The following is a 16,701-nucleotide window of genomic DNA, read 5'->3' as shown; positions in this document are numbered from 1 at the left end:
GACGCTCCCGGGGTTGTATGGTAGCGTTTCACTTTCTTGAAACCCTATTTTGGACGCACGGATGGTACCCCATGCAGCGCATGTTTCTGCTTGCCCTGATACCCGTAGTATTGACTGCCTGTGCCGGTTTTCAAGGCGGAGGCGGAGAGCTTGTTGCCCCTGCGCCTTCCCGCAGCGCCTTAAGCCTCTATGCGCAGGCACGGATTGCCCTCAACGAGGGTAACAATGAGCGCGCATTGGCGCTTGTGCGTGAGGCGCAGCTTGCTGATCCCCAGGCGAGCCATCTGCTGGTTGCCGAGGCCGAGCTGCGTCTGAAGGCAGGGCAGGTGCCTGAGGCGATGGTGGCGGTAGAAAAGGCGGTCAAGATCGATCCGGATAACCGTGAGGCTCAGTTGATCGGCGGCACGGTTATGGCTAATCTGGGTCGCGATCGTGAGGCGATCAGTTATCTGCGCGCAGCGGTCAAGCTGGACCCGGCCAAGGAAGATGCCGTACTGCAGCTGGTCAATTCACTGATCAAGCTGTTTGAGTATGAGGAATCGGTGACGACCCTCAAGGAATTGACCCGCCTGAAACCTGATTCAGCGGCCGGTTTTTACTATCTGGGTAAAACCTATAGCCAGATGCGGCTTTATCGCGAGGCGGCCGGCTATTACAAGCGTGCTCTGGAGATCCGCCCCGATTTTATCCAGGCTGCCATTGATCAGGCCGTTTCACTGGAGGCGATGGGCGAGATTGATCAGGCCATCAGCGCCTACAAGCTCCTGATTGATGATTCTGAAAATCGTTCGCCGCTGATCAATCACCTGATACAGCTGCTGATTCAGCACCGTCGCTACGATGAGGCGTTGGTTTACCTGAACAGGTTGTCCGATATGGGGCTGGGTGGAGAAGAGGTACAGCGCAAGATAGGCCTGTTGCTGCTTGAGCTAAACCGACATGACGAGGCGATTCAGCTCTTTAGTGCCATGCTGGCCAAGGATCCGGGCAATCATCAGATCCGTTTTTACCTGGGCTCTGCCTATGAGGAAAAGGGAGAGTTGGAGTTGGCCCGGGCCGAATTTTCCAAGATTCCCGTTGATGCCGAGTTGTACGGAGAGGCCCTGGGGCATCTGGCCTTCATTCTCAAGGAGCAGGAGCGTGACGATGAAGCGGTCAAGCTCTTGCAGCAAGGGATCGCCGCCTATCCCAATCGTCTGGAGCTCTACTTGAGTCTGGCCACCCTCTACGATTCCATCGACAAGGATGACGAGGGGCTGAAGCTGTTGTTGGGCGTCGAATCCCGTTTTAACAGCGATCCCCGCTTCCAGTTCCGGCTGGGGGTGCTCTACGACAAGCTGGGCAAGAAGCCTGATTCGATCAGCCGGATGAAGCGGGTGATCCAACTCAATCCCCGCGATGCCCAGGCCCTGAACTATCTGGGCTATACCTACGCCGAGATGGGAGTAAACCTTGAAGAGGCCCTGGGGTATGTCAAGCGGGCCCTGGAAGTGCGTCCAGATGACGGTTTCTTTATTGATAGTCTGGGGTGGATCTACTACCAGATGAAGCGTTATGACGAAGCGATCAACCAGCTGGAGCGGGCCGCCCAGCTGGTGGGTGATGATCCGACGGTGCTGGAACATCTCGGTGATGCCTATCTGGCCAAAAAGGAAGTAAAAAAAGCGCTGAGGTCCTATAAAAAGGCACTGCAGCTTGATCCTGGCAACAAAGAGCTGGATGAGAAGATCAAGCGTCTTGTCAAAGGGGAATCGGGCGAGCGATGATCGGTCAGGCGCAGCTCTGGGTGCTGATCTTCTGCTGCAGTTTCCTGTTGTCGGGCTGCAAGGTCGAGCAGCAGCCACCACGTTCCCAGGCCACAGCTGCGGTTCCGGCCTATGGTGACACCCTGGTGGAGGGGACCATTGGCGAGGCGTCGACCCTGCTGCCGATCCTGGCCTCGGATAGCGCTTCCCACGGTGTGGCCGGCCAGATCTATAACGGTCTGATCAAGTACAACAAAGATTTGCGGCTGGTGGGTGATCTGGCCGAAGCATTCACCGTAGCCAATGACGGCCTCACCATCACCTTTCGACTGCGGCGCAACGTGCGCTGGCACGATGGCGCCCCGTTCAGTGCCCGTGATGTGCTCTATACCTATCGGGTGATCATCGATCCCAAGACTCCCACCGCCTATTCAGAGGATTTCAAGCAGGTGGCCTCGGTAACGGCTCCCGACCCGTTTACCGTGGTGGTACGCTACCGTGCTCCCTTTGCGCCGGCCCTGGCCTCCTGGGGCACCGCCATCCTGCCGGCCCATCTGCTGGAGGGGCAGGAAATCACCAAAAGTCCACTGGCCCGTAAACCGGTGGGGACTGGGCCGTTCCGCTTCAAGGAGTGGGTGTCCGGCCAGAAGATTGCGCTGGAGGCCAACCCTGATTATTTTGAAGGTCGTCCCTATCTGGATCGCTACGTCTATCGGGTAATTCCCGACACCTCCACCATGTATATGGAACTCAAGGCTGGCGGCGTTGATATGATGGGGCTGACGCCGGTCCAGTACGCTCGCCAGACCGATACCGACAGTTTCCGGAGTGCCTTCAACAAGTACCGTTACCCCTCCAGCAGCTACCTCTACCTGGGCTACAATCTGCGTCACCCCCTGTTCAAGGATGTTCGCATCCGCCGTGCCATGACCGCAGCCATCAACAAGGATGAGCTGATTCAGGGGGTGTTGTTCGGCATGGGGCAGAAGGCCCACGGCCCGATTGTACCGGGCAGATGGGCCCATCATGCCGCCGTCAGGGATATCCCCCATGATCTGGCCTATGCACGGCAGTTGCTGGCCGAGGCCGGCTGGCTGCCGGGGCAGGGGGGCATCCTGCACAAGGACGGAAAGCCGCTACAGTTTACGATCCTGACCAACCAGGGTAATCAGCAACGGTTGATGACGGCCCAGATTATCCAGCAGCGGCTGCTGCAGGTGGGAATTGATGTGCGGATCAGGGTGGTGGAGTGGGCCGCTTTCCTGAAGGAATTCATCGATAAAGGTAACTTCGAGGTGGTGCTGCTGGCCTGGATGACCTCCCAGGATCCCGATATGTATGATATCTGGCACTCCAGCAAGACCAAGCCGGGGGAGCTGAATTTCATCGGCTACAACAACCCTGAAGTGGACCGCCTATTGGAGGAGGGGCGCAGCACCTTTGATCTTGAACGGCGCAAGCGGGCCTATTTTCGCATCCAGGAAATTCTGGCCGAGGAACAGCCCTATACCTTCCTGTACGTACCCGATGCCCTGCCGGTGGTCTCGGCCCGGATACGGGGCATCGAACCGGCCCCGGCCGGCATCGGCCATAACCTGATCAAGTGGTATGTGCCGAAGCAGGAACAGCGCTACTAGCGGAGGAAACAGCGATGCTACCGGTCAGCGATATCCATTCCGTGGCCCATGCCATCCAGTTGGCAGTGGCGCCGGTCTTTCTGTTGACCGGCATCGGCGCCATGCTGTCGGTAATGACCAACCGGCTGGGTCGGGTGATCGACCGGGCCCGTTTTCTGGAGCATAAGCTGGAAACGGCAGCAGGTGCTGAGGATGATGCGATCCGTAGCCATCTCAGAACCCTGGCCTACCGTGCCAAGTTGATCGGGCGGGCCATCAACCTCTGTACCACCACCGCACTGTTGGTCTGCACGGTGATCGCCCTGCTGTTCGTGGGGGCCTTTCTGGGCGTCGACCCCTCCATTCCGGTGGCCCTGCTGTTCATCGCCGCCATGGCGGCCCTGGTGGCGGGGTTGCTCTGGTTTCTGCGTGAGATCTTCGTTGCCACCTCCAGTCTGCATATTGGCCCTGACACTCCCTCCTGAACCGTCACGTTTGCAACGATTGACATCGCCCGTAATAAATTGTATACAATATGCTCTTTTTTGACCCCTAAAAGTACGCTAAGTACCTAATCACCATGAGGAGGATTCACCGATGATCGAAGCATATCTGGCCCATGAGGCCGAGCGCGCCGCCCAGGGCATTCCCGCGCTGCCGCTTTCCCCTGAGCAAACCGCCCAACTGTGTCAACTGCTGGAAGCCCCCCCGGCCGGCAAGGAAGCCTTCCTGCTCAACCTGCTGAAAGAGCGGGTTTCCCCCGGTGTTGATCCGGCTGCCAAGGTCAAGGCCGAGTTCCTGGCCGCCATCCTGAACGGCAGCAAGAAGTCGCCGCTGGTCTCCAAGGTGGATGCCGTCCGTATCCTGGGCACCATGATGGGTGGCTATAACGTGACTCCGCTGGTTGAGGCCCTGAAAGTGGCCGAACTGGCCGACGAGGCAGCCTGTGCCCTGTCCGGCATGACCTTGGTCTATGACGGTTTTGATCAGGTGGTGGCGCTGTCCAAGTCCAACGCCGCTGCAATGAAGGTCCTGCAGTCCTGGGCCAATGCCGAGTGGTTCACCAGCAAGCCCGGTGTACCCGAGACCATCAAGGTCAAGGTATTCAAGGTGGAGGGTGAGATCAACACCGACGACTTCTCCCCGGCCGGCGATGCCTGGAGCCGTCCCGACATCCCACTGCATGCGCTGGCCATGGGTAAGACCCGTTTCCCCAACCGCCTCAAGGACATCGCTGACTGGCGTGCTGCCGGTAATCAGGTTGCCTTTGTGGGCGACGTGGTCGGTACCGGTTCTTCCCGTAAGTCGGCCTGTAACTCGGTGCTGTGGCACATGGGTCAGGATATCCCCTGCGTACCCAACAAGAAGACTGCCGGCGTGATCATCGGCGGCGTCATCGCCCCGATCTTCTTCAACACCGCCCAGGATTCCGGCGCACTGCCGATCAAGGCCGACGTGACTAAGATGAACGATGGCGACGTGATCACCATCAACACCGTCAAGGGCGAGATCAGCAACGACAAGGGTGAAGTGATCTCCACCTTCAAGCTGGCCCCCAACACCATCGCTGACGAATTCCGCGCCGGCGGCCGGATTCCGCTGATCATCGGCCGTGCCGTGACCGAGAAGGCCCGCAAGGCGCTGGGCATGGGCGATACCGATGTCTTCACCCTGCCGGTCAACCCGGTTCCGAAGGCTGATCAGGGTTACTCCTTGGCCCAGAAGATGGTTGGTAAGGCCTGCGGCGTTGCCGGCATCCTGCCCGGCACCGCCTGCGAGCCCAAGATGACCACCGTTGGTTCCCAGGACACCACCGGCCCGATGACTGCTGACGAACTGAAGGAGTTGGCCTGCCTCAAGTTCCTGTCCCCGATGTTCATGCAGTCCTTCTGTCACACCGCTGCATACCCCAAGCCGGCTGATGTGAAGATGCACAAGACCCTGCCGGCCTTTATCGCCGAGCGTGGCGGCGTGGCCCTCAAGCCGGGCGACGGCGTCATCCATAGCTGGTTGAACCGTCTGCTGCTGCCCGACACCGTGGGCACCGGCGGTGACTCCCACACCCGTTTCCCGATCGGTATCTCGTTCCCGGCCGGTTCCGGTCTGGTGGCCTTTGCCGGCGCCATGGGCTTCATGCCGCTGGATATGCCCGAGTCGGTACTGGTGCGCTTCAAGGGTAAATTCAACCCCGGCATTACCCTGCGTGACGCCGTGAACGCAATCCCTTACTGGGCAATCAAGCAGGGGCACCTGACGGTGCCCAAGAAGAACAAGATCAACATCTTCAACGGCCGTATTCTGGAGATGGAAGGTCTACCGGAGCTGACCGTTGAGCAGGCCTTCGAGCTGACCGACGCCGCTGCCGAGCGTTCCGCTGCTGCCGGTTGCATCCAGCTTTCCAAAGAGTCGGTTGCCACCTACCTGCGTTCCAACGTGGCCCTGATGAAGAAGATGATTGCCGAAGGCTACCAGGATCCCCAGACTCTGCAGAACCGGATCGACGCTGTCAACGAGTGGCTGAAGAACCCGCAACTGCTTGAGGCCGACAAGAACGCCGAGTACGCCGCCGTGATCGAGATCGACCTGGCCGAGATCACCGAGCCGATCCTGGCCTGCCCCAACGACCCGGATGACGTCAAGCTGTTGTCCGAGGTTGCCGGCACCTCCATCCAGGACGTGTTCATCGGCTCCTGCATGACCAACATCGGTCACTTCCGTGCGGCCGCCGAGATCTGGAAGGGCGAGAAGTTCAATCCGGCGGTCCGTACCTGGATCACCCCGCCGACTCGTATGGACAGCGACCTGCTGAAGGACGAGGCTTACTTCTCCATCTACAGCGCCTTCGGCGCACGGATCGAGATCGCCGGCTGCTCGCTCTGCATGGGTAACCAGGCCCGGGTGCCGGATGGGGTCAATATGTTCTCCACCTCCACCCGTAACTTCGACGACCGGATCGGCAATGGCGCCAAGGTATTCCTCGGCTCCGCCGAGCTGGGGGCCGTAGCTGCCCGCATGGGCAAGTTGCCCACACCGGCTGAGTTCCTTGCCATCTACAAGGAGCGGGTCGAGCCGAACAAGGAGAAGATTTACCGCTACCTGCAGTTCGACGAGATGGCTGAGTACAAGTAGAATTTCCTAAACGCCGCACTGCGAGCCCCCCGGAAATTCCGGGGGGCTTTTTTTATAGGTCGATGACCTTTACGTCTGTTAGCAAAGGAGCGCCATCATGAAAAAGGCGACAGCAGAACAAAATCGTCAGATCGTAATCACCGAGTTCGATCTGGAGCGTTTACAGAGATTGATTGAGGAGATGGAGGAATTTCCGGCGCGAGACAACCGCTATCTGGATGAGCTTTCTGAAGAGCTGCTGCGGGCCGAGGTGGTGGCTCCCGAGGAGATACCGCCGCAGGTGATCACCATGAACTCACGGGTGCGGCTGCAGGACCTGGACAGCAAGGCCGAGCTGGAGTACACGCTGGTCTTTCCCCCAGAGGCCAACCTTGACCAGGGCAAGATTTCAGTGCTGGCGCCGGTGGGAATGGCCATGATCGGCTATCGGGTGGGTGATACCATCAGTTGGAAGGTGCCGGCCGGCCTCAAACGGTTGAAGGTCAAGAAGATACTCTACCAGCCCGAGGCGGCTGGTGATTTTAATGTCTAGCCGATGCGCAGACAGCGGCCCGTTGGAAGCTATTCCGGCGGGTCGTTTTTTTGGTTGTACTGCCAGGGCTTGACAAAGAAATAGCAGATCACCAGGAAGGGCAGGGCGGAAAAGGCTGCCTCGAAGCGGCCCAGAAAGAGCTGCCAGGTGGCAAAGGTCAGGATGCTGACCACAAACAGAATCAGTGCGATGGCGGCTGGTTTGGACATGGTGGCAGGGTACCCTGAACCGTGTAAAAAGGAAAGGTTTCAGTTTGACAAACCGTAGCCGCTGGAGTAGCAATAAATTCTTTATTTCCCGATCACCAAGGTTTCTACATGAAGATCATTGATCGTATTGCACAGCAATCGCCGTTCATCTCCCTTGAGTACTTCCCCCCCAAGGAACGGGAAGACTGGTCGGCCTTTTTTCAGGTGGTCAGTCGTCTGGCCCAGCTAAAGCCGCTGTTTGCCTCGGTCACCTACGGCGCCGGCGGCAGTACCCAGGATGCCACCCTGGAGATCGTCTCCCGCATGCAGCAGGAACATGGTCTGGAAACCATGGCCCACCTGACCTGTGTTGGTGCCCAGCCGGATCGGCTGCGCTGCTTTCTTGACGACTTAAGCGCTGCCGGTGTCAGCAATGTACTGGCCCTGCGGGGAGACCCACCCAAGGAGGTGCCGCCGGAAGGGATTACTGAATCACCGCTGCACTTCGCCTCCGATCTGGTTTCCTTTGTGCGTGCGTCACACCCTGAGATGGGGGTCGGGGTGGCGGCTTATCCCGAGGTGCACCCCGAGGCCATCAATGCCGAGGCTGATCTGGGCTATCTGAAGCTGAAGCTGGATCTGGGAGGCGAGTTTGCCATTACCCAGTTGTTTTTTGATAACGCCCACTATTTTGATTTTGTGGCCCGTGCTCGCGCCCGCGGCATCACCAAGCCGATCATCCCCGGTATCCTGCCGGTGGTCAGTCTGAAGGTGATTCAGCGGATTGTGTCCCTATGCGGCGCCAGCCTGCCAGCCGGTTTTATGGCCGAACTTGAAGAGGCCGACCGTAGCGGTGGTGCAGCGGCGGTGCAACGGGTCGGCATTGCCCATGCCCGTCATCAGGCTGAGGGACTGCTTGCCGGTGGTGCGCCGGGCGTTCACCTCTACACCCTCAACCGGGCCGAGGCGATCCTGGAGATCGCCGACGGTCTGTTACCGTGAGCCAGTAGCGATGCAACTTGATTGGCGCGAGACCGACACGATCCTGCTGGACATGGACGGCACCCTGCTGGACCGGCACTTCGACGATCACTTCTGGCTGGAGCATGTCCCCAAACGGTGGGCGGCCCACCACAATGTGTCGCAGAAACAGGCCAGAGAGCAGTTGCACGCCCTGTTCCGCTCACAGGAGCGCACCCTCAACTGGACCGATCTCGATTACTGGTCCGACCGCTTGGGTATGGATATCCCCCAGCTCAAGCTGGAGGTGGAACATCTGATCGCTGTACATCCGGGGGTTACGGAATTTCTGACCTGGGCCAAGCAGCAGGGCAAGCAGCTCTGGCTGGTGACCAACGCCCATAGTAAAACACTCGACATCAAGTTGAAGAAGACCAGGATAGGTGCCTGGTTTGACGGGGTAGTTTCGGCCCATCAGGTGGGGTTGCCCAAGGAGGACCACAACTTCTGGGAGGCGTTGCAACGCTTTGTGGCGTACGACCCGTGCCGCACCATGCTGGGCGAGGATACCGAGGCCAATCTGCAGACCGCCCAGCAGTACGGCATCCGCCATCTGATCTATATCAGCCGGCCAAGCTCGGCCTTGACGCCGAAGCCGTCGCAGCAGTATCACTCGATCGACTACTTCACCCGCTTGATACCTGTTCCTGGTAGTAGTTGTGTGCAGTTTGCTCCGCAGGAAGGAGATGCGATTCATGGCCCCTAATGTCTACGATGTGGTGATTATCGGCGGTGGTCCGGCAGGCCTTGCCACGGCCTACCTCTGCCATAAGTATGGTCTTTCATACCTGGTGCTGGAGTCTGGCAAGGCGGTTTTTCAAGGCATTGCCAACACCTATCCGCAAGGGAAGCTGGTCTATGCCTCCAAGCCCAAGGATGCGCCGGAGCCGTTTCTGGTGGATGAACTGCGGCCGCCGGATAAGCCGGTGACGGTGGAGAGCTATCTGCAGTACATCCAGCACTTTGTGCAGCATGAAAACCTGAATATCCAGACCGAAGTGGCCTTTGAGGATATTCGCGATGAGCGGGACCAGCTGGTGGTGGTGACCGACAAGGGACTTTTCAAGGGGCGTAAGGTGGTTTTGTCCTTCGGCAGCAGCATTCCCCGCGAACTGTCGGTCTATGGTGATGCCAAGATGGTGGCCAAAAACCTGGATGACCCCAGCAAGTATGTCGGGGCCAAGACCCTGGTGATCGGCGGCGGCAATACGGCGGCCGATGTGGTGATCGCCATCCTCAAGGCCAAGCGGGAGTGCAACGACACTCAGCCGGTCTACTGGGCCCATAAGTCCGAAAAGTTTGACGTCAACAAGGAGACCGCCCAGCGTCTGGGTGAAGAGATCCTCTTGGGCGGCAATATCCGGCTGTTGCCCGGCGCTACGCCACGTATCGGCGAAGTAGATGACGAAGGGGTTGACCGGTTGGTGATCAGGATCAACGAATTCAAGCAGACCGATGGGGTTGACCTCTACCACGCCATGAGCTTCCCGATGCAGAACGTGATCGCCTGCATCGGCTCCCAGGGACCGGTGCCGATCTTCGACAAGCTGGGGGTACAGACCATTTCCTGTACGGCAGGGGTCTGCAAGGTAGCCAAGGAAGGGGACCGGCTGGTACTGTTGACCGGTGGTTTCGAATCGACCCGCAAGGGGGTCTACGTGGTGGGTGGCGCCATATCGCCGTCCTACATGAAGATCTGTGAAGGGGCCATTCAGGAGGAGAAGCATCCCAACCTGATCTATACCGCCATCAACGATGCCTATCGGGTGATGGAGGAGATCAAGGCAAAACTAGGTAAATAATTTTCCGATTTCATTTCAAGGCGCTCTCTTCGTTGGCTTGTCTTCGGCTCCTCGATGTACTGCGTGTACACCTGCGTCGCCGAACTCCTCGCCGCCTTGATATCATCCTTGAACTGAAATCGAAATTATTTCACTTCTCATTACCCCACTTCGGAGTATTCGCGTACCCGAAACTGCACACCCAGTGATTCGGCCAGCCGGCGGCAGGCTTCCATATCTACGCCGGGTACGGTGACGGCGGTTGCGGTCACCTCAGGGATATAGCGGGGCGCTTCACGCAGGAAGTCGCAGACCCCGGCAAAGCCGGCTTCGCCGAAGGGGGTGTTGCAAAGCCTGCCGTAGGTAACGGCATCTGCTGCGTTCAGGCTGATTGAGATACTGTCCACCAGCCCAGCCAGCTCAGGCAGGATGTTGCGGCCATGCACCAGGTTGGCCTGGCCGTCGCTGTTGATCCTGATCCGGTAGCCGCGTGCTTTCAGCGATGCCGACACCTGTTTTACCAGCTCCAGCCGCAGCAGTGATTCCCCGAACCCGCAGAACACCACCTCATCAATCCCCTCTGGCTGCCCAATGGCCGCCATCAACTCCTCAAAGCCCGGTTCATGGTCCAGCAACAGGTTGTGGCCCTTGACGGTGAACTCATCAAATTTTGCACAAAAGGTACAACTGTTGGAGCAGCGGTTGGTGATGTTCAGGTAAAGGGAATTGCGGATCCGGTAGGCCAGCTTGGTTGACTCGTCCCACAGCGGAATGTCAAACAGGCGCCCGGCGTTCATGGTGGTTATCCGGCCCACATCCTCGACTGTCAGCCCCTTCAGTTCTGCCACCTTTTCGGCGGTAATTCTGGTATAGGCCGGCTCATTACGCTTGCCGCGGTGGGGCACCGGCGACAGATAGGGACAGTCGGTCTCCAAGAGCAGCCGCTCCAGCGGCACGCTGCGCACTACCTCGCGCAGCTGTTCGTTAGCAGGGTAGGTGACGGTACCGGTGATCGAGACGTAAAGACCTTGTTCAAGACACTGTCGGGCGAAATCGACGTCACCGGAAAAGCAGTGCATCACTCCCTTGGTCACCCCAGCAGCCTTGATCTGTGCCAATGTTTCTTCATGGGCGTCACGATCGTGGATTACCACCGGCTTGTCCAGCTCCCGTGCCATCAGCAAGAAACGATCGAATATGGTGCGTTGCAGATCGCGGGGTGCTCGGTCGCGGTAAAAATCAAGCCCGATCTCGCCAATGGCCACGCATTTTGAACTAGTCAGGGCCAGTTGGCGAATTTCCGTTATGGCAGCCTCATCGGCCTGCTGCACGTCATGGGGGTGGATGCCCACGGTGCAGAAGATCTGCTCGTAACGCTCGGCAATCTCAACCGCCTGGCGGCTGGAAGCCAGGTCGGCCCCCACCACCACCATGCCGCGCACCCCGTTTTCTTTGGCCCGGGCCAGCATCTGATCCCAGTCGGCCTCAAAATCAGGGTAATAGATATGGCAATGGGTATCGATGATCGTCAGCTTGTCGTCCATGGTCAGTATGCTTTCGGCAGGTTGCCGACCTCCTCTAGGGCCCGTTTGATGGCCCGGATATCGAAGCCGTCCACCACCTGCTTGCCGTTGTCAAATACAATCACCGGCACGATATCGCCCTGCCAGGTTTTTTGCCATTCACGATAATAGGTCTGGTTGTGTTGAATATCGCGTACTTCAAAGGGTAATCCGAGTTTGGCGAAATACCTTTCCGCCCGAGTGCAGTAGCCTCAGCCGTCGGCAACGTACAGCACGATCCGTTCCTTGGCCGGGATGGTGAACTGTGGCGGGGCAGGGGCGCTGGTCGCAGCCAGGACGCTTGAGAGAGGTAGCAGAACAGCAATGGAGGTGATAGCGGCGATTAACCTGATCTGACGTAGTAGCATGTTGTCAGTAAACCAAAAAACGGGCGAGTAGACAACCAGAATCAGTGTGCAGAAAAAAGCCGCCCCCCGGAGTAAGGGGGCGGCAAGCAGGTGGGGTTTGATTGGCACTACACCCACCACAGAATTGGTTGGAGTGATGCTGGCGGCCCGTTGCGGGCCGCCGGTGTTCAGGAAGGGTTAGAATTTGTAGCCGACCGTTACATAGCCGATATGTGCATCGTAGTCGGGGTTGGCATAGGCACCGGTTAACATGACACCGTCAGTCTTGGTAATCATGTAATCATAGCCGGTGTAATGATCGTCGGTGTAGTCAAGTTTTTCGAATAAATAGCCAAGGCCAAGTTCAAGATTTTTTGTGATGCTGTAGTTTAGCTTTGCTGCCAAAGCATGCTTCTTGTAATTGTCAACATTATCATTACTTACAATTGGTGTTGCTAGACTTGTGAGGTCATATCCAGAAGAAAAATCCTGATCGCCAGAGGCGTCTTCATATCTATAACCAGTGCTTAATACCAGTTTTTTCTTGATAATATCGATATTTCCATTAACACCAATCGCATAACTTACGTCTTTCCTCTTTGAATTCCAGTTGTAAGCTGTAGCGGTATCGACGAGATTAGGATCAGCATTGGTGAATGCGGTGTAATTGCGATGTTGTGATTCATTCTTGCTCATCTCAAATTCAACATACGGATTGATACTGAAGTTTGATTTGCTGTAGGTAGCGTCGGCATAAACCTCATGGCGGGAGTCATCCAGCATGCCAAAATCAGTATCAACATAATCATTCATTTTAAAGCTGTATTCGGTTGTGAAAGATAGTGAATCAGTGGGTTCAAATTCAACGCCAAGTTTTACGCTGTGCTGGTTTTTCTCAGCCGTATCAACTGGCCGCCACCACTGTTTGAAGAATGATGCGTCGGTGGCGGTGGCATAAAGGTCGCCCCTGAAATCACTGCTTCTGGTCAGATACTGGTAGCGCACCTTCGCCGACATCCAGTCAAAATAGTTGTTTTTAAGCTGGGTATAGAAAATGTGGTCGGTTGTCTGGGGGGCGTCGGTCCGTGCTCCCATGTAGGTTGTGCCGAAGATATGGAAGTTCATCAGGCGATTGATGCGCAGGTATTCATAACCAGCGGCCAGTTTGGTGTTTGCCGGCAGCTTGTACCCGACATCAAGTCCGCCGTTAACCTTGTTATAGTCGAACTTCTCAGTGGTGTTTGTTGCTGCATCAGCCGCTAAGACGCTGCCGTACACAAAACCTGTTGGTGATTTATTGGTCTTGTCGAGCAGGTTCAGATATGCCTTTACATCCAGTGCCTTGATGGGAGAGCTGGTGACGGCGGCATAGGCCGTCTTGTAGGTGATTTTTCCGCTGAACGTACCGCCGATAGTGTTGGTGCCTTCCGTCAGGCTGATGTCGTTACTGCTCTCCGAGTAGCTGGCCCGTGCCATGAACGTGGTATTCCAGAACGGTATCCGGTACATCACATTGCCGCCGACCTTGTAGTACATGCTGTCCGGAGCAAGATATACGGTGGCGGTTGATGGGCCGGTATAGGTGTGGCTGAAGGTCTTGTCGCTGTTGGTAAAGTCGCTGATGGTCCCGTCAAGGGTGACAATCAGGTTGTTTGACCGGTAGCCGGCGGTCAGATAGACATTTTCAGTGGAATAGCTGATCGGAGCAGGCAGTTCCTTCTGCTGACCCAAGTAGGTGCCCAGGGGCAGCAGACCGTCTGTTTCAATTTTTTCAAATCTGGCATTCAGGAAAAAGGGACTCTTGAACGAAAACTCCATCTCGCCACCGTAGTTTTTGCGGTCGATGGTGTAATCAAAGGGGGTACTGTTTACAATTGTGGCATATGCGGTAGCATAGGATGCATCGTTTGCCACCGGGGCTGTCAGGGCCGTTGAGCCTACACCACTGTAGATCGATTTTGCGCCAAAGGTCAGGTTGTGTGGTGTCTCGTTATAAAAAATGGAATATTTAAAATCCTCCGGCCTGCCGATGCTGAATTCAAAACTCTGGTCATTGAGTGTCTTTTGTGTGTCGGCGTTGTAACCGAATCTTTCACCCTTGAAGTTCAGGAAGTAGTCCTTGCCATAATAATCAAGCAGGAAGTTGCCGGTGATTCCTTCGCCGATATCGCGATATTCGTTGAATTTGGCCTTATCACCCTGGATGTCTGAGAACACACCTCCAAGCTCCATGTTCCCGGTAAACTCTTCACCAAAGGCCGGCGCTGTGCAGGCAGCTACCGCCAAGATGGATGCAAGAAATGTTTTTTTCATTGTGCGCTCCCTCCTTATCGGATAAACCGCTTGCCGCCATAGACGGTGCCATTGGCCCTGCCCGGTGCATTGCTGCCGTGAATGGTGCCATGGCAGCCGGTGCAACCACGCGCCAAACCGCCCCTGCCTGCTCCAAACGTTGAGGTGAAGTTTTGGTTTCCACCGTAGGGGGTTCCAGGGTGGCGCGACCAGTCATGGCACTGCTGGCAAAGCTGGGGCTGTTTTTCTTTGAGCAGCTTGGCGGCCTTGGTACCGTGGGGGGCGTGGCACTTCATGCAGTCTTCCTCAACCGGTGGGTGTTCCCAGATATAGGGACCGCGCTTGTCGGCATGACACTTGTAGCAGAGCTGGTTGACGTTTTCGGCCTTGATCATGCCGTGCCCCAGGGCGCCGTGGGGGTTGTGACAGTCTGAGCAGCTGATCTTGCCTTCGATTATCGGGTGGTGGGAGAACTTGTTGGCCTGGGATTTAACATCCTTGTGGCACTGGAAGCAGGATTCAGGCTGCTTGGCGTAGGGCTTGGGGGCCTTGTGGACAGAGTGACAGGACGCACAGGTGACATCATTCTTCTTGTGGTAGGAGCTGTCCCAGAACATCAATTTTTCATTCTTGCCGTGGCACTGCTGACACTGGGCGTTTTGTTCCTTGGCGTTGGCGCCCTTGCCAAAACGGATGATGTTTGATTTGCTGGGGTTGGCCATGTGGGCGTCACCACCACCGTGGCATGAGAGGCAATCCTTGCCTGCCTTGCCGTGCAGGGTTGTCGTGTGTTTGGCGACGATGTCGGCGTGACATGTTGCGCACTTTTCGTTGGCTAGGGCTGTTCCTGCAAACATCAGCAGGGCTGCACTGGCCAACAGCGACAGTTTTGCAGCGATTCGTGTCATACTGTTTTCCTCCTTGTGGTGGTGTTGTCTGCTGCGACATATAATTAAACGAGTGTTTACTGTTTTATTAATTAATATTCCGCTAAAGATTAGATGGTCAACAACTTAATGTTAGAATTTGACAAAATTAATGTGTGTAATTTTTAATGTTTGCCATGACTGGACAGTTGTTGTTGATTTCGGGTATATGCAAGAGGCTGTTGCGCACGTGATACGAGGGGGATGCATGATCAGGAGTATGACCGGTTACGGCAAGGGTGAGGCGGCAGGGGGGGCGGGCCGATGTGTGGTGGAGGTGCGAACGGTCAACCACCGCTACGGCGAGGTTACAGTGAAGCTGCCGCGCAGCTTTCTGGCCTATGAGCATGAGTTACGGAAGGCGGCTGCCAGCCGTATCAAGCGCGGCAAGGCCGATCTGTTTGTGCAATGGGAGGAGGCTGCTGGGGCCGCACAGGTGCCGCCGGTGAATATGACAGCAGCCCGGGGGTATCAGGCTGCCTTTCTGGAATTGGCCCGTGAGCTGCGCCTGTCTCCGGAAATCCCGCTTTCGTTGATCATTAGCCAAAAAAATGTTCTACAGGAGGCGGCAGGTGAGGAACAGCCTGATCTGTTGCCCCAGGTGCTGCAGGCGGTGCAGGCTGCCCTGGATGCGCTTGACGCCATGCGGCTGCGCGAAGGGGAGGCGTTGGAGCGCGACCTGCGGGAGCGACGTCAGGGGCTGGCCGAACTGGTGGCTCAGGTAACGGAGCGGGCTCCACTCGTGGTGGAAGAATATGAGGCTAAGCTTCGGCAACGACTGGCTAAGTTACTCAATGATACCGAGCTTGACCCTCAGCGTCTGGCCCAGGAAGTGGCTTTGATGGCTGATCGCTGTGATGTGACCGAGGAGTTGGTGCGGTTGCAGAGCCATTTTGTGCAGTTTGACGAGACCCTGGCCTTGACTGAGCCGGTGGGCCGTAAGCTGGATTTTCTGATGCAGGAGTTGAACCGTGAGGTGAATACCATTGGCTCCAAGGCTAACGATGCGCAGGTGACCGCACTGGTGGTGCAGATGAAGGCGGAACTGGAGCGGATGCGGGAGCAGGTGCAAAACATCGAATAAGCGAAACGGTCTTTTTCCGCCCTGGCACAGCCATCCTCAAAATGATCTTGTGCGGCGTACTATCGTGTACGCCTCCGCGATATTTTTCGGTTGTCTGCACCAGAACGAAAAAATCCTCGCTTCTTAGTAAAACGTTTTCAGCGATCTCGGCGTCAGGTTTCAGGTTTGTGTGTGGGAGACAGGTTATGCCGACAGTTTTGAAGTCCGGGCCATATCGATTTTATTTCCACAGCCACGAGACAACTGAACCTCCTCATATCCATGTTGATCGTGATGACCAGACGGCCAAATTCTGGTTGACACCGGTTTCGCTTGCATCGAGTATTGGTTTTACTCCGAGGGAGTTACGGCTCATACAGCTTTTAGTAATTGAGAACAGGTTGTTGTTGGAGGAGGCGTGGCATGGCTACTTTGGCGCTTAAATCAGATGAACGCGTAAAAAATGTGCTCGTAAATGACGACGTATTAGCTGTTGATCT

The 16,701-nt window shown here is 56.6% G+C and carries 15 protein-coding genes and 1 pseudogene; 10 read left to right on the top strand and 6 right to left on the bottom strand.

Going from position 1 to position 16,701, the window contains the following annotated elements; all coding sequences use genetic code 11:
* The first annotated feature begins 71 nt into the window (after positions 1 to 71).
* From RBQ93_RS06765 to rnk, 5 genes are all read left to right on the top strand, one after another.
* Positions 72 to 1,766: a tetratricopeptide repeat protein gene (locus tag RBQ93_RS06765; protein WP_320371338.1), complete on the top strand. Its 1,695-nt coding sequence runs from the start codon at positions 72 to 74 to the stop codon at positions 1,764 to 1,766.
* Positions 1,763 to 3,382, top strand: a complete 1,620-nt coding sequence (locus tag RBQ93_RS06760) for a peptide-binding protein (RefSeq protein WP_320371337.1) — start codon at positions 1,763 to 1,765, stop codon at positions 3,380 to 3,382. Before RBQ93_RS06765 ends, RBQ93_RS06760 begins: the two co-directional genes overlap by 4 nt.
* A 14-nt stretch (positions 3,383 to 3,396) precedes the next feature.
* A complete protein-coding gene (locus RBQ93_RS06755) occupies positions 3,397 to 3,846 on the top strand; it encodes a DUF2721 domain-containing protein (protein ID WP_320371336.1) in 450 nt (149 codons plus the stop codon).
* 112 nt (positions 3,847 to 3,958) lie between these two features.
* The gene (gene acnB / locus RBQ93_RS06750; RefSeq protein ID WP_320371335.1) at positions 3,959 to 6,490 is read left to right on the top strand and encodes a bifunctional aconitate hydratase 2/2-methylisocitrate dehydratase; all 2,532 of its coding nucleotides are present in this window, start codon (positions 3,959 to 3,961) and stop codon (positions 6,488 to 6,490) included.
* A gap of 97 nt (positions 6,491 to 6,587) precedes the next feature.
* A complete protein-coding gene (gene rnk / locus RBQ93_RS06745) occupies positions 6,588 to 7,022 on the top strand; it encodes a nucleoside diphosphate kinase regulator (protein WP_320371333.1) in 435 nt (144 codons plus the stop codon).
* Between the two features lie 29 nt (positions 7,023 to 7,051).
* Here rnk and RBQ93_RS06740 read toward each other — a convergent pair whose 3' ends face one another.
* On the bottom strand, positions 7,052 to 7,231 hold the full coding sequence (locus RBQ93_RS06740; protein WP_320371332.1) for a hypothetical protein: 180 nt from the start codon (positions 7,229 to 7,231) through the stop codon (positions 7,052 to 7,054).
* Between the two features lie 108 nt (positions 7,232 to 7,339).
* Between RBQ93_RS06740 and RBQ93_RS06735 the strand changes: the two genes are divergently transcribed.
* The 3 genes from RBQ93_RS06735 to RBQ93_RS06725 are packed head-to-tail and all read left to right on the top strand — an operon-like array spanning position 7,340 to position 10,032.
* Complete coding sequence (locus RBQ93_RS06735; protein WP_320371331.1) at positions 7,340 to 8,212, top strand: methylenetetrahydrofolate reductase; 873 nt, start codon at positions 7,340 to 7,342, stop codon at positions 8,210 to 8,212.
* A 10-nt stretch (positions 8,213 to 8,222) separates the two neighbouring features.
* Positions 8,223 to 8,936 (top strand): GMP/IMP nucleotidase, encoded by a 714-nt coding sequence (gene yrfG / locus RBQ93_RS06730; RefSeq protein WP_320371330.1) that lies wholly within the window; start codon positions 8,223 to 8,225, stop codon positions 8,934 to 8,936.
* Entirely contained in the window at positions 8,926 to 10,032 is a 1,107-nt protein-coding gene (locus RBQ93_RS06725) for an NAD(P)/FAD-dependent oxidoreductase (RefSeq protein WP_320371329.1), read from the top strand. Before yrfG ends, RBQ93_RS06725 begins: the two co-directional genes overlap by 11 nt.
* Positions 10,033 to 10,172: 140 nt before the next feature.
* Here the strand turns inward: RBQ93_RS06725 and RBQ93_RS06720 are convergent, their stop codons facing one another.
* The 5 genes and pseudogenes from RBQ93_RS06720 to RBQ93_RS06700 form a co-directional block, all read right to left on the bottom strand.
* Positions 10,173 to 11,555, bottom strand: coding sequence for a TatD family hydrolase (locus RBQ93_RS06720; RefSeq protein WP_320371328.1), 1,383 nt, complete (start codon positions 11,553 to 11,555; stop codon positions 10,173 to 10,175).
* A 2-nt stretch (positions 11,556 to 11,557) separates the two neighbouring features.
* A pseudogene (locus RBQ93_RS06715) lies at positions 11,558 to 11,773 on the bottom strand (glutaredoxin family protein); the annotation flags it as partial.
* Positions 11,774 to 11,785: 12 nt separating this feature from the next.
* Complete coding sequence (locus tag RBQ93_RS06710; RefSeq protein ID WP_320371327.1) at positions 11,786 to 11,941, bottom strand: hypothetical protein; 156 nt, start codon at positions 11,939 to 11,941, stop codon at positions 11,786 to 11,788.
* Between the two features lie 177 nt (positions 11,942 to 12,118).
* Positions 12,119 to 14,233: an MtrB/PioB family outer membrane beta-barrel protein gene (locus RBQ93_RS06705; protein ID WP_320371326.1), complete on the bottom strand. Its 2,115-nt coding sequence runs from the start codon at positions 14,231 to 14,233 to the stop codon at positions 12,119 to 12,121.
* Between the two features lie 14 nt (positions 14,234 to 14,247).
* Entirely contained in the window at positions 14,248 to 15,120 is an 873-nt protein-coding gene (locus tag RBQ93_RS06700) for a DmsE family decaheme c-type cytochrome (RefSeq protein ID WP_320371325.1), read from the bottom strand.
* A 226-nt stretch (positions 15,121 to 15,346) separates the two neighbouring features.
* Between RBQ93_RS06700 and RBQ93_RS06695 the strand changes: the two genes are divergently transcribed.
* Both RBQ93_RS06695 and RBQ93_RS06690 read left to right on the top strand, forming a co-directional pair.
* Positions 15,347 to 16,222 carry a YicC/YloC family endoribonuclease gene (locus tag RBQ93_RS06695; RefSeq protein ID WP_320371324.1) on the top strand — a complete coding sequence of 292 codons (876 nt, stop codon included), beginning with the start codon at positions 15,347 to 15,349 and terminating at the stop codon, positions 16,220 to 16,222.
* A 41-nt stretch (positions 16,223 to 16,263) separates the two neighbouring features.
* On the top strand, positions 16,264 to 16,644 hold the full coding sequence (locus RBQ93_RS06690; protein WP_320371323.1) for a DUF4160 domain-containing protein: 381 nt from the start codon (positions 16,264 to 16,266) through the stop codon (positions 16,642 to 16,644).
* Positions 16,645 to 16,701: the final 57 nt, after the last annotated feature.

Source organism: Trichlorobacter sp. (assembly GCF_034008105.1).
Classification (GTDB): Bacteria; Desulfobacterota; Desulfuromonadia; order Geobacterales; family Pseudopelobacteraceae; genus Trichlorobacter.
Note: the sequence above shows the minus strand (reverse complement) of the source record. Positions and strands in the feature narration are given on the sequence as shown.

Excerpts from the sequence above, each read along its gene's own strand:
- RBQ93_RS06755 (WP_320371336.1), top strand. The coding sequence starts at position 3,397 with ATGCTACCGGTCAGCGATATCCATTCCGTGGCCCATGCCATCCAGTTG.
- RBQ93_RS06760 (WP_320371337.1), top strand. The coding sequence starts at position 1,763 with ATGATCGGTCAGGCGCAGCTCTGGGTGCTGATCTTCTGCTGCAGTTTC.
- RBQ93_RS06720 (WP_320371328.1), bottom strand. The coding sequence starts at position 11,555 with ATGGACGACAAGCTGACGATCATCGATACCCATTGCCATATCTATTAC.
- RBQ93_RS06700 (WP_320371325.1), bottom strand. The coding sequence starts at position 15,120 with ATGACACGAATCGCTGCAAAACTGTCGCTGTTGGCCAGTGCAGCCCTG.
- acnB (WP_320371335.1), top strand. The coding sequence starts at position 3,959 with ATGATCGAAGCATATCTGGCCCATGAGGCCGAGCGCGCCGCCCAGGGC.
- RBQ93_RS06740 (WP_320371332.1), bottom strand. The coding sequence starts at position 7,231 with ATGTCCAAACCAGCCGCCATCGCACTGATTCTGTTTGTGGTCAGCATC.
- rnk (WP_320371333.1), top strand. The coding sequence starts at position 6,588 with ATGAAAAAGGCGACAGCAGAACAAAATCGTCAGATCGTAATCACCGAG.
- RBQ93_RS06695 (WP_320371324.1), top strand. The coding sequence starts at position 15,347 with ATGATCAGGAGTATGACCGGTTACGGCAAGGGTGAGGCGGCAGGGGGG.
- RBQ93_RS06735 (WP_320371331.1), top strand. The coding sequence starts at position 7,340 with ATGAAGATCATTGATCGTATTGCACAGCAATCGCCGTTCATCTCCCTT.
- RBQ93_RS06690 (WP_320371323.1), top strand. The coding sequence starts at position 16,264 with ATGATCTTGTGCGGCGTACTATCGTGTACGCCTCCGCGATATTTTTCG.
- yrfG (WP_320371330.1), top strand. The coding sequence starts at position 8,223 with ATGCAACTTGATTGGCGCGAGACCGACACGATCCTGCTGGACATGGAC.
- RBQ93_RS06705 (WP_320371326.1), bottom strand. The coding sequence starts at position 14,233 with ATGAAAAAAACATTTCTTGCATCCATCTTGGCGGTAGCTGCCTGCACA.
- RBQ93_RS06725 (WP_320371329.1), top strand. The coding sequence starts at position 8,926 with ATGGCCCCTAATGTCTACGATGTGGTGATTATCGGCGGTGGTCCGGCA.
- RBQ93_RS06710 (WP_320371327.1), bottom strand. The coding sequence starts at position 11,941 with ATGCTACTACGTCAGATCAGGTTAATCGCCGCTATCACCTCCATTGCT.
- RBQ93_RS06765 (WP_320371338.1), top strand. The coding sequence starts at position 72 with ATGCAGCGCATGTTTCTGCTTGCCCTGATACCCGTAGTATTGACTGCC.